The following is a 17,133-nucleotide window of genomic DNA, read 5'->3' on the forward strand; positions in this document are numbered from 1 at the left end:
TGCATATCATGTTTGCTAACATCTACTAATATGTATTAGGTATTTATATGTCTCAACCAATTGAGGATGGTAATAATAGCATTTCTCCTCAGATGAAAGCTCAGTTTAGTTCTTTTATTGAGCCATTTTTCTCACAATATCATCGCGATCGCTGCTATCCAGGACTGATTTTTCAGCAGGGAAAGCGGACAATGCTACAAATTAATGTACCTGCAAGTGACTTTTCTGGTCTTCTCCAAGCCAAACCATCCACCGGCAATGATCCTGATTCTGGTAAAAATCGCCCAGAGGTTAAAGGTCATGCTGATGAAATTCAAAAATATATTGTTGACCGTTCCCGAAAAGAAAAACCTTGGATTGTAGGAACTTTGACTGCTAACGTAGCTCCAAAAGACATAACAATTCTTGAACTGGGTAGAGGCATTTGTCTAGTTGTTATTCGTCGTGGAGTAAAGTTAGATATAACTGATGGACAACATCGTAAACGTGCAATTCACGAATTGATAGAAAGTACTGAAAGCCACTTAATCAGTGATGATGATTTTGCAATTACTCTAGTTTTAGAGGGTGATTTTCAACAGTGTCAGGCAGATTTCAGAGATATGGCTCAAACAAAGCAATTAGATAAATCATTGTTATTATCATTTGGTGAGTTCTCTGGCCGAGTTGGCATCACTAAAGAATTAATAAAACGAGTACCAATGTTTCACGGTAAGACAGAGAAGATTAAATCAAGTCCTGCAACTAAACAAAAGCTGATTTACACAACTAATTTTATAGCTAGGTTTGTAAGTTGCGTTTTTACTAACGATCCAAGTAATCAACTTCGAGATTATGATGTTTATCAAGCATCTGATGCTTTAGTTATTTGTCTTAATCGATTTTTCTCCGAATGTAGCAATACTGAATATATTGCTGATACAAGTGTTGAAGAACTAACAATAGATGAAGTGACTGCATTTAAAGAAGACTGTATTCTCGGTGTAAGTGTGGGGCTTGAAGTTTTAGGGCGTTTATTGCACTACATACACGAATCAGAAAACAATTATTTTAATGAAGAAAAACTTTTACAATTAGCACAAATAGATTGGTCGAGGGAAAACGAAGTTTGGAAGGATAATGTAGTTAGAATAGATCCCAAACCTAAAAACCCAGATAAGCCTTATAAATTATCTACTGCTGCAAATGCTGTAACAGATGCAGTCAAGATAGTAAAAATACGACTGGAATGGATATAAATCATCACTTATAAGCAACCCTTAAAAATCAAGAGAGGAATTTGGTGAGATCAAATTCCTCATCTTCTTGCTCTATATTAGTTCGCTCATAATTGAGAAATAATAAAATACGCTCTGAGTAATCTACAGACCCACGCAACTCATTTTGCAATATTTCCAGTCCACCGTTAGCGTATTCTTCAAATATATGATTGCGTTGTCTTTCATATTCTTCTTCATTAAGAGATAGTGTTTTTATATCTTTAGTTTCATTAATTGCTAATAATTTTATTAAAATATCGTTTCCCATTGAGGCAAAATATTCTATTCTGATTGGTGACGGTTCCCTTTTGGAAATTTCCCCTAAAGGCACACGTTTTTTATGCTTTGCACCCAAAGCTGCTGCAAACACAATCACATCAGCAAAAGTATTAAAAGGCCCTGTTCCACCATCTGAAGATGTTAAACCTTTCACCAACTCAGCCTTATCTTTAGCAACCCTGATTCTGCCAGTTTCCGCCATTATTTTAATATATACTGTGTTGCCATATTAACCGACAGCTAAAAGTGATGTTTATCTCAATATTTTTAAAGTATTATTTAATACTAAATGGGAAGCGATCGCTAAACAAACGCTAAACAAACAAATCATCCACCAACATAGTCCATCCTGGTAACGCGGGTTCAGCTTCAACCACCTCGCCACGCCGATAAATTTGGGGTTCTTCAGGATTACTAGCGCGATATACTCTGATAACTTCCTCTTTGAGTACATCCACATCCCAAACTACCAAAGTCCCCGCCGCAAAATAATCACGGCGTTTGCTAGCCATATCTTTCTCAGCCTTATCACCATAATCATTTTCACTTCTCACCTCAGCAGCAAACAAAGGCGCACCATTAAGGAACTTCCCACCTGTAGGTTTGCCAGTATAAAATGCAGCATCAGGACTTAAAGAACGACGATGAGGGAGATTGACAATAAAACCGACATTATCAGGTAAAGCATAACCACTTTTTGTCAATCGTTCATAATCCCGTAGACTCGCATAAATTTCACCGCCAGCACGTCCTGGTAAAAATCCAGTTGGAGACATCAGCACCAATTTTCCATTGACAATCTCTGCTTTACAATTGTCAGGTAATTGGTACAAATCTTCAATAGTCGCTTCAGTTTTAATACTCATAAAACATCTTCTAAATTAGTTACAGATAATCTCAATCTCCCCCTCCTCTCTTCCCTCTGTGTCCTCTGCGCCTCTGCGGTTCGTTTCTTAAAAACTCTTCACCATCAATATATTCATATTTAATTTCTTGCCCTTCTTCCCATTCCAGATATTCCTGGGGGGACATATAGTTTCTGTCTGGACTCGCAACCATAAATTTATCCTTTAAACATTTCGTTCAACTGCGATAATTTCAGTATATTCATAATCGTTCGGACTTTGTTTCACCAAAGGATATCTTTCTTTACCCAACTCAATATAATCTTGTTCGCAATCCGGCTTAGATGAATAATATGTAAGCACATATTCTCTACCAATTCTCTCTGTCATTTCTGCTTCTACTTCACCCCGCCACTGAGTCTTAGTAACTAAAACTATCAACTGATTCGCCAATTTAGGAATTGTCTTAGCAATGTGTCGCCGCGAATTCTCATCCAAACTACCAAAGGGTGAATCCATGACAATTGGGAAAGTACTACTATCGGGAATCATCATCATTTTTCGCTTCTCACTCCATTCTCGTACTTTATCAATGATGCTAGCTATAAAAGATAAACTGAGAATTTGATTTTCCCCGGTGGATGCTGCAACTGGTGCTTCTATACCAGTGGTATTTTCTACTAATATCAGTTCATATTTATCAGTAATTTTCGGAATATATGGAGTCACAGAAATCTCTGTAAATATCTCTTGCACTCGCTTTTCTAGTTGCAGACGAAATTGTTGTTCTTGACGATTTCTAACTTCCGTTAACCGTTCAATTGCATCTTGAGTAGCGTTAATTCGTCGCTGTGCTAAAGTTTGCTTATCTTCATTCAGCTTTTGTTTGGCGATTTGTTTATTCAAACCTTCAATTTCAGTTGTCAATTGAGCAATTTGTTGCTGATTTGCTCCCTGTTCTCGATTTAATTCATCAATTTTACTTTCAATTTCATCTAACCGTTTTTGCAAACTGCTAATTTCTTCATTAGCATCTTTTCGCAACCGTTCTTGAATATTGTCTAAATCGGCTTCAATTTGAGATATACTTTGCCGTAACTGGTTAATCCTAGTTTGTTCTCTATCAACTTCTTCCCAAAATCCTATTGCTTGTTTATCAATTTCATCTACTTGTGTACTCATGCGAATTGCAGTTTCTTCCACCGCCGAAGAACCGGCTTTATTTAACCAAGTACTCACATGAGTATGAGAATGATTACCCTCGTGTAATTCTGCACCACAAATACAGCGTTGAGAATTGAGTAAATCATTGACAAATTCCCGTGAAATTCCTGATGTTAACTCGCCTCGCTGCTTCAAATCATTGATAATTCCTCGAAACTGGGATGTAGTTTCTGAGAGTAAAACGGTATAACCCCGCGCCGAAATAACTTTTTTTAGCGCATCCTTGGTTTTTTTATATTCTTCTTGATTCGCCGTTTTCTGCGATTCTAAATTCTGCCATCTTTCTTGCAATTCCTTAGCAGCACTCAATTCTCGTAAACGGTTACTTGTCTCTTTTTTAAAAGTTTGTTGATATTCTAATTCTTCTTTAATTTCCGTTTGTCGTTTGGTAATGCGTTCGCGTTCTCGTTCTATCTTTTCTTGCTGTCGTAATAACTGTTTCGTTTCCGAATCACCAATCGCTTTTAAGTCATTTTCGAGAGTTTTTTTAGCATCTCCTAAATGTCTGATGGAACGGTTGATTACTTCCACACCCAAGAAGATTTTTGTGGCTTCGGCAATTTCAGCTTTTTTATCAGAACGAACTATTTCTTCAATTCGTTCGCCGTCAAAGAAAAAATATTGATGTAAAGTAGCCGGTAAAATTTGATTAATTATATCGTCTGGTTGCTGAATTGGGATATTCCATTTCCCATCATCCCCACCAACCCACATGGTTAATTGAGTTTTACCAGCGTCAAAATCTCCTTCGTTTTTATAACCCCGACAGGCGCGTTTAACTCGATAGCGTTTACCTTCATGTTCCCAGCCAATCTCTACCCAACATTCTACAGCTTGACCTTTTTGAGTTTCGGCGATCGCTCGCTTATTTACTAACTGCTCTATCGATGCAAACGCTGCACTAAATTTATCATACAACACCCAGGTAAAGGCGTTCAATAAGCTAGTTTTACCAGAGCCATTATTGCCATGAATAATTGTCGTATTCTGAGCATCTCCCCCAGCGATAATCATCTCTGGTGTCGTACCATAAAAGGAGCGAAAGTTGCAAAGCTTAATTGAAGTCAGCTTCATCGCACCTCTTCCTTAATAATGTCCAAGATATGATCGTTTATATGGCTGTTAAGTTTTTTATCTAGTCTGCCTTTTTCCAACTTCCATACCCGCTCAATAATTTGCCGGACTTCCGGCGGTGCGCTGGTTATTGGCTCCTGCACATCGTCGATATTCGCCTCTGATGACATCTGGGATTTTTAAATATAGTTTTTCTATATTTTAACTTTCTCTAGTGCTAGAATTGCCTCGGTAAAGCCATTATTTGCCTTATCTTTAAAATCCTAATTTTCTTTGAAAAAACACTTTATTATTTAATTGTTTTCTGGTATTATTAATTTTAAGCAACCTAGATCATAATGGGATGGTCATGAAATTTTTAAGGCAGCTTTCATCCCATTATGATCAAGTTCATAATTATATTATTTCATACTTAATGGCGCTTTTTTCAAAACTCGAAAATTTTTACAAAAAAATACAAATATTCTTTTGGTTAAGGGATTTGCAGGAAATAAATTATCCAAATTAACGAACCACAGAGGCGCAGAGAACACAGAGAGAAGAGAAATAGAGAAGATTTTTGTGTTGGTTTTGAGATATTTTTTATTTGGAAGTCCTTAATCATCAAATATCTAATAAACCATACCGCTTTTGTAAATCAAGTAACTTCATTCTTGCAACACCTGCGTTATCAGCCAAATCAGCAAACTCTACAAAGCGGCGTAATTCCTTTTTCAACAAATTCCGCTCAACTTCTATGGTTTCTCGATCTAAATCTGGTGGTAAAACAATCATGTCAAATATAGTGGCGCGTTCCTTACCCGGATGAGGACGTAAAACTCGCCCCCGTCGCTGGATAAATTGACGGGGATTACCAGAACTTGATAAAATGACAGCAGTTTGAATTGCTGGAATATCGACACCTTCATCTAAACAACGAATTGCGACTAAACCTTGCAACTCTCCACTTTCAAATTGATGGCGTAATATTTCCCTTTCTTGTAAAGTTGTGTGAGCCGTATAGGTGCTTACCTTATACCCCAAATCCACACCCAAAATTTTAGCAACAGCTTTAAGTTGGCGTAGAGATGAACGTTGTCCGGCATCTTGTGAACCATCGCTGCAATAAAAAAGAGTGTGAGTAGTTTCGTGGCGAGTTGCCATTAAATCCCGCAAAGCAGTTAATTTATTTTCGGCTGCACCAATTAATCTTGCCCTTTGCATCAATAACGGTTTTAAATCTTCATTGTCTTCAAAATTTACGCCATTTTCTCTATCTCTATATAATAGCGATCGCCCAATTCTTTTAGTCAACTTTAAATAGGCAATGCTTTCGGCTTCAGTTAACTCCACCAATACCGGATAATAGAGATAATGTACCAAAGCCCCTTGAGCGATCGCATCCCTTAATGTAAACTCTGGTTGGAGAACTGGGCCAAAATAATCAAATAGAGATTGCGTCCCAAAATCATCAAAATACCTCTCCGGCGTGGCAGATAAAGCCAGTCTCAATCCAACATTGCGCGGTAAACTTTCTTCTAACTTGGGTGCGCCTAAATTATGCGCCTCATCTCCAATAATTAAAGTTTTAGCGGGAAAATATTTGAGTTGAGATTGAAACCCATCTCCAATTAAAGTAGAGTTCGTAGTAATCACAGTCACAAACCGTTGAGAACCAGAACGCAGATTATAAATTTGGGTAGAAAGTTGACTTTGCCAAGTGCGTAGATTCTCAAAAGCTAAAATCGGTTGCAAATTAAATTTTTCGCATTCTCGCGCCCATTGGGTGACAAGATGGCGGTAGGGACACACCACCACCAATACTTGTAAATTAATTTGCTGATATAATTCACAAGCGATCGCTAATGCAGTAATAGTTTTACCACTACCAGTAGCCATTTTCAGCGTCCCTCTACCATTGTTAGTAAACCAGCTAGCGATCGCTTTTTGCTGATATTGCCGCAATTGCAGAGATGGAGGCATTCTTGGGCATCCTGGTAATGGTTGCGTGTGATAACTCCCCAAAATTTCCCTTGCAATTGGTAATTTCAATCGGAAAGTGGACAGTTGCTGCACTGGATTTTTCGTCAGGTACATATTAAATAATTCGTAATTCGTAATTCGTAATTCGTAATTCGTAATTCGTAATTAAGTTTTGTAATGGGGATTTAACCCCAATACAAAACTTGCCGGTTTTAGAGCCGGGGGGCTTAAACCCACGGACAGCAGTTAAAAATGGGCATTGAGCATTGGGCAAATGCCCAAATTCAGTTGTAACCCCGCCAAACACCAATGAGTGAACCCTGCACCTGTATTTGCATAGCACTGACTTCAATGGGATTGTACTTAGGATTTGCTGGTTTGAGGGTAACGCGATCGCCTTGGCGATAAAAACGTTTTAATGTAGTACCAAACCCATCTACTCTGGCGGCGACGATGGTACCATTTTTCAAATGATTAGGTTCCGCCACTGGACGCAAAAATACCACATCGCCATCAGCAATTAAATCGTCAATCATGCTATCGCCAGCTACCCGCAAAGCATAAGTTTGGGGAGGTAACTCGAAATTAGAAAAGTCTAAATGATCTACAGCATCAGTAAATGGTTCTATTAAACCACCAGCTGCGATCGTCCCCAAAATTGGTACACCTTGCTTCACAGTACGCAAAACCCGAATCGTTCGCGCTTGGCCTTCAGTCCATTCTATATATCCCTTAGTGCGTAAATGTTCTAAACGGCTTTGAATTGGTGCTGGTGACTTCAGATTCATCGCTTGCATCATTTGCCGAATTGAAGGAGAATGTTGGTGCGATCGGATGTATTCTGTCAACCATTCGTAAAGTTCTTGTTGAGCTTCTGTTAGACGTTCCATAAAGAAAGCGGGAAGTAATTATAAATGTCTCTAGAACATTAGTACTACAAAAAACTCCCCATAACAAGAGAAAAGTAAAAATATGAAAGGTAAAAGTAAGAATATTCTTTTTTCTTTTACCCTTTTATTTTGGATTTTTTACCAGCAAGTAGTCAGGAGCCAATCGCACACTCGCTATTTTGACTCCTGTACAGATGCAATTAATCGCGTCTCCTAACTCCTAACTCCTAACTCCTAACTCCTAACTCCAAACTCCTAACTCCAAACTCCTAACTCTTTTCATTTTGCCCCTAAGATACTAGCAAGCAAAGCTTTTTGAGCGTGTAGGCGATTTTCTGCCTGTTCCCAAACTCGTGATTGAGAACCTTCAATAACAGCTTCGGTAATTTCTTCACCACGATGGGCTGGTAAGCAGTGTAAGACAATTGCCTCTCGATCGGCAAGGCTTAATAGCTGATCCGAAATTTGGTAAGGCTGGAAAATTGGCATTCGGTTGTCCGCTTCTGCCTCTTGTCCCATACTCGCCCAAACATCAGTGTAAAGTACATTAGAACCCTTGGCTGCTAATTCTGGATCGTGAGTGATGAGGACTTCCGTTTTGTTATTAGCGATCGCTCTTGCTTGTTCTACAATCTTAGAATCTGGCTCATATCCGCTAGGGGTGGCAATTGTAACATTCATCCCCACCAAAGCACAGCCCAACATCAGAGAATTAGCCATATTATTTCCATCGCCCACGTAGGTTAAAGTTAACCCAGCAAGGGTGCCAAACCGTTCTTGAACCGTCAATAAATCAGCTAACACCTGACAAGGATGTTCTGCATCGGTAAGGGCATTAATCACCGGAATCTTGGCATAGTGAGCAAAAGTTTCCAAATCCTGCTGTGCAAAAGTGCGAATTGCCAAAATATCCAGATATCTATCTAATACCCGCGCCGTATCCTGTAAAGGTTCCCCGCGACTAACTTGAGTCACATTAGGGTTAAGATCAATTACCTGTCCACCCAGTTGGTACATCGCCACTGTAAAACTTACCCGGGTGCGAGTAGAAGCTTTGGAGAACAACAACCCCAAAACTTTATTACATTGCAACTTTAGTTGTTGTGATTTAAGTTGAGTTGCCAATTGCAGGAGTTCTTGAAGTTCTGTAGGACTGATGTCCGCTAGACTTAATAAATCTCGTCCGAGCAATGCTGCCATGCTTGTAATCTGTAAAAAATAATTATATATTTCTGTCCCTTTATTCAGCTGTGCTAAGAAAATACAGTTTTAGAACTGTACCAGATATTTTTGCGCCCAACCCAGGATTTGAGTTAGCTTTTGCCATGCTTATTAATTTAGGGACTTACAATTTAAAAAATACTCAATTACTTCGTGTGGGGTGGGCATCTTGCCCGCCCATAGCCAAAGGCGGGCAAGATGCCCACCCCACAAGATTGAAGAATTTATTTATTGGAAGTCCCTTATCAACTTTATCAGCGATCGCAATCACTACAATTGCAATGCCAACTCAACCATCTAAATAGGTAGGCAAGATAAAACTAAACTATGTAACGAAAAGTAAAATCTCTGTATTTGGCTCCTACTTGCGCTGTCTTGCGCTTTAGCGCAACTACAAGCTAGTGATGATTATTTGCGCCCACTTACTTAGATACACAAAAGCAGCGATCTTGCCAAAATCTCTCGTCTTCTAGCCTTATTTCTGAAGAGGGAGATATTTTTTAGCAATTACAGCTAGACAAATAAATTGATTATGGTACAATAAGAAATTGTGGTTGCTACTAGAGAGTAATCAACAAAATTGCCAGCATAGCACAGTGGTAGTGCATCCGACTTGTAATCGGAAGGTCGCGAGTTCAAATCCCGCTGCTGGCTTTAACGGAAAAACCCCCAAATCCGGGGGGTTTTGACTCTAAATTACCAAGTTGATGTTTTAATATCTAAGTGAACTACCCACACGCTTCGTGACAGTACACTGTGGGCTTCCTGCCCAACAGAAAGCGCAGTAGTAGATTTCTTGCGTCCTCTCCTACTACGACTTACATCTGGGCGACAAGCTTTATTCCCTGTTCCAGAGGTCAAAATCCAATACTGCTCGGTTAAGGAAAAATAGGGACTAAAATAAACAAGATTATGTTCTCGTGTTAATTACGACAATAAGACCGGATAAAACCACATTCACACGAATAGGTCGTCTCATGAAGAATAGAGGAGTCAATCGAATGATTAAAATATATCTAAAGCGTCAAATTTCTGCTTTTATGTAGATGGGTTAAAAATTCATTATATTAGCTGCAACAGTGACAAATTATGAAAGATAGTTGTTGTGGTGGAGTGCCATTGTTTCTGTGAGATCGTTTTTTACTCTTGAATTTTGAGCGCGTCTTTTTCACTACTATCGGGTTAGTTCTGGCTTGTGGGGGTGGGATTTCTAAGTCTAATATTTCCGCAATTAACCAGCTAAAATATATATTGAGATTAGTCGAATTATAATCGGTTTTTAGCCAAGGCAAGAATCGGTATTGAACACATAAATCGCCGCCTGAAAAATTTTAAGATTTTTGGTGATAGATATCGCAATCGCCGTCATCGTTATGGTCTGCGTTGTAACTTACTTGCGGCAATTTACAATTACGAGTTAAGTATAACAGGTTTAAAATTGCAACCCCCTAATTATAACATAAAAGTAATTTTGCAATAGGTCTAATAAAAGCCCCCAGCTTTAGGCTGAAGGCTGTAATTTATTAGGGTGCATCTACCATTTATTAATCCGCTTTATTGATTGCCATATCCGGGAATATTAACCCTTTATTCTTAAATTAAAAAACATCAGCGATAAAAAAGCCCCCAGCTTTAGGCTGAAGGCTGTAATTTATTAGGGTGCATCTACCATTTATTAATCCGCTTTATTGATTACCATATCCGGGAATATTTAACTTTGTAAAAAAATTATTTTAATTTCAAATTAAAAAATATCACCAATAAAAAAAGCCCCCAACTAAAAGTTAAGGGCTGTGATTTAATTAAGGTGCATCTACTATTTATATATCCGCCTTAGTTATTGCTGCATCAGGAAGAATTGAAAAAAAGATGGATAGTGGGAAATTGATTTCGTTAGCTACAAAGCTAGTACTGATATCAACGACGATAACCTGCGGTTTTTGACTAGGTAATCATTAACGAACTTCATAGTAATTTTACAATTACCCGGAATTTCCCTTGTATAGACAAAGTTTCTGTTAATATCTCTGATGTGATATCCGCAATAGTACTAATTTAGTTTATTAGTTAGGTATATGACTATGAAAGTTAGACGCAGCCAACTTGATGAAGCGATCGCAGTTTCTATTAGCCCTTGCTAGTTTTAGTATTGTCGGGGGAAGCTTTTTTCTCAGAAGAAGTTTTAGCGGTACTAGGGAACCTAAAATAATAACTGATACATCACGTTACAAAGAAATTCATAATCAACTATGGTCTGATAATGGCCAAGTAAAACATTTTCCTAATGAAATTCCCACTGATGCCAAAGACGTTCGCATTGCTTACTCTCCCGAATCGCAAGGAACTAGTTTTTTTCAAATTAGGCTGAAACAGCCGCCAAACAAGATAGAAAAACTACTTTCACAATACAGAAGTAGTGCAAAGCACAAATATAGGGGTGGTAGCACAAACGACCACATAAATCAACCTGATGGTGTGCCAACAACTTTTTTCTACACCAGTGACTCTCATACAGAATCTTTTCCAGCTAGTTATGAAATATTGGTATTAAATACAGAGGATAAAGGTAGACCTGGCTTCAAGTGGAATCATGGCAATAGCTACGGGGTCGCTGTTAATACTTCCGCCTCAGAAATTATCTATTGGTCTGAAAAATGGTAATTACGGATTCCAAATGGATTTGAATCGCCATAAGAAAAATCTTTATTTGGGACATCGTACTTGAGAAAAAAGACGCGAACGAGCGATTATTATACTTTAATGAACTCCATAAAAAGAATGCTCCAATGGCTAGGCTGGTTTAGCCAAAATTCCCACCAACTATTTTTTGAGATTGGCAAGATGGTAAATCTTTTAGGATTTGCACATTGACATAAAACGCCAAATATGTATTATTGGAAAGCCTGATCTGTAGTAGGGGTAAAGCATTGCGCTTTACCCCTACTACGCGGATATATTTACCATCAGAGTAATAATTAATCAAAGTCTGAAACGACCTATTTTAGTAGAATCATATCATGGTTAATGTGTACAGTGCGTAAGTCGTATCTGTGTTTCACCTTCTGCCATAGCTTGCGTTATGAGTTTAACTCCTATGGAGTAAATCTTTTATAATTAATAGGACTTACGCATCGTACATAAGTATTACAGGCAACGCCGGCTATTTCAGCCGTGTTTAGGATTCACCGATGTCTACGACGGGTTATTCGGCGTCGCAAATATGGGAATAAATCGGCGTTATGCGAAGCGCCTGAAACGATCAAAAACCGTAATCTATATTATGGCTAATTTGTACTGTGTGTAAGTCCTAATTAAGATCAATTATTATGTAGAGTTATCTAAAGACTGTCTTATAAAATTATGTACCCTTCTGCTAACGTAGAGGCTGCACGTAACTAGCGATACGGAAGACAAAGCCAGACCTTCCCGGACTCGTAAACGCTAGAAGTCAGTCGTCCACGCCAATTAGCCAAAGTAGGGAAACCCTTGAGGCTCGATTACTCTGTACCTCTACACTAAAATATGCTCTTTAACGTAGCTGTATAAGAAATGACAAAATGCATCCAGTTTTGTTATAGAGTGGTACAGTTAATACTGTTGTGTTCAATTTGCGATAAGTCAACCAAGAGAGGTGTGCAAAATGAAAAATCTAGTAAAGAGTCTCCTTGATGAACGAATAAAATCGACTATTAGATCATCTGAAGTATATCAAAGTTTATACAATAAGATGCATTCTAGTAAGCTAGCTGTTGCAGGTAAAAGGCTTGATATTTGTGCCAATGAAATTGCTATCTATCTGCTTCAGGCTGGTAAAGAAAAATATGTATTGCGTGATAAAATTTGTCTTGAAATTGGAAGTGGATGGTTACTTACTCATTCGTTAGTATTTTATCTTCTAGGAGCAAAAAAGGTTTATGCAACGGATGTTGACCCGTTATTACAACCCGAAAATATTTTCAAAGCCGTATCTAAGTCTGTAAGTTGGAGTATCTTAGATAGTCTATGTACATTTGAAGATCGTGACATTATCCGCTTCCGTTTAAATAAACTGCTTTCATTAAAAAATTTGTCCGTAGAAGTCTTACAAGACTTAGGTATAGAATATAGTGCTCCAATTGATTTGTCTCAAAAAATGCCTAGTGAGGAAAAATTAGATTTCATCTTTTCAAAATCTGTGTTAGAGCATGTGCCAGTTAAAGATGTTGTCCCACTATTAGAAAATCTTGTAAGTAGCCTTTCTGAAGATGGCTTTATGTTTCATCTTATTCATTTAGTGGATCACAAGAATTCAAATGAAAAACCATTTGATTTCTTTATTTATCAAGAAGAAGCCTACTCGAGAGAATTACAATCAAGGTGGGGAAATCGAATTCGACGAAGCCAATGGCAGCAGATATTTTCTAACCTCAAGAATTTGGACTCTAAATTTTTATTTGAGTGGTCATGCAATGACAGAGAATTACCAGAAAAAATCGACTCCTCTATTCAATATACAGATGAAGAAGATTTAAGAATCTCCCATATCGGTGTACTTGGAGAGCTTACACCGCTTGCGAAAGTTAAATCTTAGAGGAGGAGAAGTTTGAATGGAGGCTTCCTCTAGTCAAACTTCACTACTAAGTGCTGCTTTTACCCTTTTGGGTATATCACTTTGGGTAGTTAAAACTTATAGCCAGCATAGCTAAAATTTTAATGCTGGTTAAAAACTATATGAATATGTAGAATGCCTACTGCTTTAATTACTGGTGCTTCTAGTGGTATTGGTAAAGCTTTTGCCGAGGAACTAGCTGCACGCAAGACAAATCTTGTACTCGTTGCTCGTTCCGAAGAGAAACTAAGCCAATTAGCTAAACAACTAGAAGAACAACACAAAATTCAAGTAGAGGTTATAGTCAAAGACCTCACAGAATCAAATGCAGCTGCTGCTGTATTTGATGCTACTAAAAAAAAGGGATTAACCATTGACTTATTAATCAACAATGCTGGTTTTGGTTACTATGGCGACTTTGCTGAAGGGGATGGAGAAAGACAAGTCAAAATTGTACAATTAAACATTTTGGCATTGGTAGATTTAACCCATAAGTTTCTCCCCTTGATGCGGCAACGTCGTTCTGGAAGTATTATTAACGTATCCTCTATTACGGCATTTCAACCGATACCATACCTCTCTGTTTATGCTGCTAGTAAAGCTTTTATTCTTAGCTTTAGTGAAGCGCTATGGGCAGAAAATCATCAATATGGTGTGCGTATTTTAGTCACTTGTCCAGGGCCAATAGAAACAAATTTTTTTGCAGAAGCTAATTTTCCTCCAACGCTGGCAAGTAGTACAGAAAAAGTATATTCTTCCAAAAAAGTGGTTTGGGAATCTTTAGAGGCTTTGGAAAAAGGCTATCCAACTGTTATTAGTTCTGATACTAGTACTCAACTTAGAAGCAAATTATCTCGACTCGTACCACGCAAACTTCTGTTGAATATGTTAGCGAAACACTTTAAAGCCTAAGTATATGTTTAAGAGTTAGGAGTTAGGAGTTAAAGAAAGCGGGGAATTTAAAAATCCTAACTTTTCACTCCTCACTCCTCACTTATTAGATATATCTTGTTAGTTGAACTCGGTAACGGTCTTTTTTTGTAACGGCGATTTCGCCAACTTCTAAACGTCCTTTAGAGCGAATAGCGATTAAGTCGCCTGATTTGAGTTGAGAACTAGCTTGCGTAACTTCCTTCCAATTGACGCGGACATCACCAGCATCAATGAAATCAACCATTTTGCTGCGGGACATGCCAAAACCAGCAGATGCGATCGCATCTAATCGCAAAGAAGCCTCCACAGTAGTTAATTCTTTTTTCTTTGGTTCCCTAACCCTTAATTCAGTTATCTCAATCTGCTGAGTTTTCACAGGAACCGATCGCACCTGTTGAAGACTCATTGACAAAAATTCCACCAACTCTGGGACGACGATCGCCTGCGCTCCCCGTTCTCCCAAAACTATAATGTCTCCCGTCTTTTCACGAACAATACCCGTCCCCAACATTGCGCCTAAAAAGTCGCGGTGAGAGGCGGTATCAAACAGAAAATTACCAGCAATTTCCACGGTTACAAGGCTGACTTGAGATTGATCTAAGGGAAGTTCGGAACGAGCGATCGCTATTCTTTGGCGTTCAGCTTGCGGATATCCGCCCCACGCCGCCAATTGCACTTCTGTTAATCGGTTAAACACCCGTTGAATTTCTGCCAATTCTGGGGGAGATAGAAAATCAGTCAAAACCACTTCCCAAGTTTTGATGGCTTGCTCTGCTTGGTCAATTACACGAGCTACACTATCTCGATTTTCAATACCTTTTAAAAGTTCTTCTCGTGGCAACATTCTTAAAAATTATGAGTTAGTCATTGATTCATTCAATACACAGTATTTGTGTCAGCATAACCTTGGATATTTTCTGGATCAAACTGACGTAATATTCGGGTTGCTTGCCGAGTGAGAGTTTCAGAACCTTGAACGGCAACTAAGTATTTACCCGCGTCTAAGCGGTTGCGATAAGGTAAAGCATCACCACTACCTACAAGTAAACCGACTCCGCCACCGACCAAAACACCACCCATAGCACCACTAGCAGCGCCCAGCAGTCCGCCAACGATGTGATTGCCAATTTCACCCGCCCAGGCAAAAGTATCTAAACCAGTGATCAGGCTGAATGTAAAACCTGCAAAAAAGCCAAATGGTATCAGCCAGGTTGCCATCAGTTGTGCTTGCTTTTTGGTTTGGTCTTTCGGGTCAATTAAGCCAAACTCGTCAGCTGTTTTATATCCTTTCCCCAGGATAGTACTGTTTATGCCTTGTTCTTCTAAAGCTAAGTAAGCAGCTTCGGCTTGAATGCGGTCTGGTAATACGGCAACAAGGTAATTCATTGATGTACTAATTTGTCTAATAAAAGTTTTGCCTTAATTAACAGCGTATCAGTCCTTGTCGAATCATTTTGCATTGGGTAGGAGTTAAAAGTTAGGAGTTAGGAGTCTTACTCCCCAACGCTCGCTCTTAAGGGGCTGTTATTGTTAGGTCTGTATTGAACTCAACTACAAACCGCGTAGGCGTAGCCCGCCGCAGGCATCGCACAAGTAAGTTAGCACAAGTTAAATGTACATCCGATCACTTTAGCGAATCTAGTGGCTCACAAAAATTGTTCACGCCTTGCTTGAGGACATAAATCAAAACTGGTGTTGCCAAAATTTTAGGAAACGTCGGCATTGCTTTTAGATGTTCCATCATCTTTTGAGGTGAAGTATTAAGCAAATCTTCCCGATATTCTTGTTCGCAAATCACCACACGCCATTTTCTAGCTAAGGCATCTAACCACTCGGAATTTGCTCTTTCTGGTTGTTGTCCTGCCCGGATAGCTAGCGTCATCGCCGCATCTTCTAAATCTCCATCACAGTCTTCAATCAAATCCAGCGCTTCCATGTCGCTGGGATCTTCTGCCAATTGAGAGCGAAACTGTGCAATTTCTTGAGATGTTACTTTAGTCATGAGTCTTTGACAAGGCGAGCGACCGGACACTCAGTTATGTTAGTCCAATTTTGATCCAAAAACTAGACGCACAGCCAATGGCTTTAGACTAATGAATAAGTCGATAGTGGCTTTAGTATTATTATTTAGACATAAAAGTGTAAATTTAAAAAATTGCCTTTGAGAAATTTTAGCCTTAACCTAAGCATATTGATTACTCCATCAGACAATCTGGCATTGTAATAAATAAACAAGCGACTCACACACTCTGCAGAGCCAAATTGACGCATTGCCAGATACTCGTAAGCTCCCGCCATTGCATTCGCTGTATAACTGTTCAATTCTCCCTGCTGTTCGACTTCTGTCATGTAGGGACGTAAATCGACCATTGGCGGTAACTGTTGTGTTTGATAACGACCAACACCGTATTTTTTATCTCTTCGATCAATAGGATCTGGCCGATAACCGCCGATTTTTAACTGTTTGCCCGTGGAATCGTGGAACGACGAGACTGTACGAAGCACATCGTAAATTGACATATAATAATCTTCCCTAGAACCATACACGGTAGAAGCGCTGTGTTGACTCAGACAGTTTCCGGTGGCGACACTTTACCTGAAGATAAGCTGCTTTTACCCCAATACGGTTTAGATAAGATCATTTGTACCACTAATGACCTAATAACAGACGTTGTAATGCAACCTCTCTACTTCTAAGCCCACGGAACTGTCTTCAATTTATACAATTAGTGCCAAGACTTGTTTCAATATAGCTTTTATTACCAAAAAACCTCATATTTCAGTAATTACACAGAAATAAGAGGCTTCTTGGAACTTTTAATCAAAAATATTACTGGACTGGCTGATCCCCTGAAGGG

At 38.8% G+C, this 17,133-nt stretch carries 16 protein-coding genes, 1 tRNA gene and 2 pseudogenes; 7 read left to right on the forward strand and 12 right to left on the reverse strand.

The genetic code is table 11. From position 1 onward, the window contains the following. The first annotated feature begins 47 nt into the window (after nt 1-47). Nucleotides 48-1,238, forward strand: coding sequence for a DNA sulfur modification protein DndB (locus V7K32_RS11580; RefSeq protein WP_334993249.1), 1,191 nt, complete (start codon nt 48-50; stop codon nt 1,236-1,238). Between the two features lie 28 nt (nt 1,239-1,266). On the opposite strand, the gene V7K32_RS11585 is transcribed toward V7K32_RS11580, so the two are convergent. The 8 genes and pseudogenes from V7K32_RS11585 to argF all read right to left on the reverse strand — a co-directional run bounded on the left by V7K32_RS11585 (nt 1,267) and on the right by argF (nt 8,733). Continuing rightward, nucleotides 1,267-1,740, reverse strand: coding sequence for a DNA phosphorothioation-associated protein 4 (locus tag V7K32_RS11585; protein WP_334993251.1), 474 nt, complete (start codon nt 1,738-1,740; stop codon nt 1,267-1,269). Between the two features lie 112 nt (nt 1,741-1,852). Beyond that, entirely contained in the window at nt 1,853-2,404 is a 552-nt protein-coding gene (locus V7K32_RS11590) for a Uma2 family endonuclease (protein WP_334993253.1), read from the reverse strand. 91 nt (nt 2,405-2,495) lie between these two features. After that, a pseudogene (locus tag V7K32_RS11595) lies at nt 2,496-2,597 on the reverse strand (Uma2 family endonuclease); the annotation flags it as partial. A gap of 11 nt (nt 2,598-2,608) precedes the next feature. Beyond that, nucleotides 2,609-4,681: an AAA family ATPase gene (locus V7K32_RS11600; protein ID WP_334993255.1), complete on the reverse strand. Its 2,073-nt coding sequence runs from the start codon at nt 4,679-4,681 to the stop codon at nt 2,609-2,611. Next, nucleotides 4,678-4,851 (reverse strand): hypothetical protein, encoded by a 174-nt coding sequence (locus tag V7K32_RS11605; RefSeq protein WP_334993257.1) that lies wholly within the window; start codon nt 4,849-4,851, stop codon nt 4,678-4,680. Before V7K32_RS11605 ends, V7K32_RS11600 begins: the two co-directional genes overlap by 4 nt. A 433-nt stretch (nt 4,852-5,284) precedes the next feature. Continuing rightward, the gene (locus V7K32_RS11610; RefSeq protein ID WP_334993259.1) at nt 5,285-6,757 is read right to left on the reverse strand and encodes a DNA phosphorothioation system restriction enzyme; all 1,473 of its coding nucleotides are present in this window, start codon (nt 6,755-6,757) and stop codon (nt 5,285-5,287) included. Nucleotides 6,758-6,927: 170 nt separating this feature from the next. Further along, on the reverse strand, nt 6,928-7,533 hold the full coding sequence (gene lexA, locus V7K32_RS11615; protein ID WP_334993261.1) for a transcriptional repressor LexA: 606 nt from the start codon (nt 7,531-7,533) through the stop codon (nt 6,928-6,930). 279 nt (nt 7,534-7,812) lie between these two features. After that, complete coding sequence (argF, locus tag V7K32_RS11620; protein ID WP_334993263.1) at nt 7,813-8,733, reverse strand: ornithine carbamoyltransferase; 921 nt, start codon at nt 8,731-8,733, stop codon at nt 7,813-7,815. 50 nt (nt 8,734-8,783) lie between these two features. Between argF and V7K32_RS11625 the strand changes: the two genes are divergently transcribed. From V7K32_RS11625 to V7K32_RS11650, 6 genes and pseudogenes are all read left to right on the forward strand, one after another. Continuing rightward, nucleotides 8,784-9,059 carry a hypothetical protein gene (locus tag V7K32_RS11625; RefSeq protein WP_334993265.1) on the forward strand — a complete coding sequence of 92 codons (276 nt, stop codon included), beginning with the start codon at nt 8,784-8,786 and terminating at the stop codon, nt 9,057-9,059. A gap of 277 nt (nt 9,060-9,336) precedes the next feature. Beyond that, nucleotides 9,337-9,408, forward strand: a tRNA-Thr gene (locus V7K32_RS11630). 613 nt (nt 9,409-10,021) lie between these two features. Next, a pseudogene (locus V7K32_RS11635) lies at nt 10,022-10,234 on the forward strand (hypothetical protein); the annotation flags it as partial. Between the two features lie 626 nt (nt 10,235-10,860). Beyond that, nucleotides 10,861-11,415, forward strand: coding sequence for a hypothetical protein (locus tag V7K32_RS11640; protein ID WP_334993381.1), 555 nt, complete (start codon nt 10,861-10,863; stop codon nt 11,413-11,415). A 979-nt stretch (nt 11,416-12,394) separates the two neighbouring features. Continuing rightward, nucleotides 12,395-13,324, forward strand: a complete 930-nt coding sequence (locus V7K32_RS11645) for a hypothetical protein (RefSeq protein ID WP_334993267.1) — start codon at nt 12,395-12,397, stop codon at nt 13,322-13,324. Nucleotides 13,325-13,477: 153 nt separating this feature from the next. Next, entirely contained in the window at nt 13,478-14,254 is a 777-nt protein-coding gene (locus tag V7K32_RS11650; protein ID WP_334993269.1) for an SDR family NAD(P)-dependent oxidoreductase, read from the forward strand. 85 nt (nt 14,255-14,339) lie between these two features. Here the strand turns inward: V7K32_RS11650 and V7K32_RS11655 are convergent, their stop codons facing one another. From V7K32_RS11655 to V7K32_RS11670, 4 genes are all read right to left on the reverse strand, one after another. Further along, entirely contained in the window at nt 14,340-15,119 is a 780-nt protein-coding gene (locus V7K32_RS11655; RefSeq protein WP_334993271.1) for a photosystem II S4 domain protein, read from the reverse strand. A 32-nt stretch (nt 15,120-15,151) separates the two neighbouring features. Continuing rightward, nucleotides 15,152-15,661: a hypothetical protein gene (locus V7K32_RS11660; protein WP_334993273.1), complete on the reverse strand. Its 510-nt coding sequence runs from the start codon at nt 15,659-15,661 to the stop codon at nt 15,152-15,154. A 238-nt stretch (nt 15,662-15,899) separates the two neighbouring features. After that, nucleotides 15,900-16,277: a hypothetical protein gene (locus V7K32_RS11665; protein WP_229458202.1), complete on the reverse strand. Its 378-nt coding sequence runs from the start codon at nt 16,275-16,277 to the stop codon at nt 15,900-15,902. Nucleotides 16,278-16,402: 125 nt separating this feature from the next. Then, entirely contained in the window at nt 16,403-16,780 is a 378-nt protein-coding gene (locus V7K32_RS11670) for a hypothetical protein (RefSeq protein WP_334993277.1), read from the reverse strand. Nucleotides 16,781-17,133 lie beyond the last annotated feature (353 nt).

The sequence above is a fragment of the Nostoc sp. genome, assembly GCF_036917635.1.
GTDB lineage: Bacteria > Cyanobacteriota > Cyanobacteriia > Cyanobacteriales > Nostocaceae > Nostoc.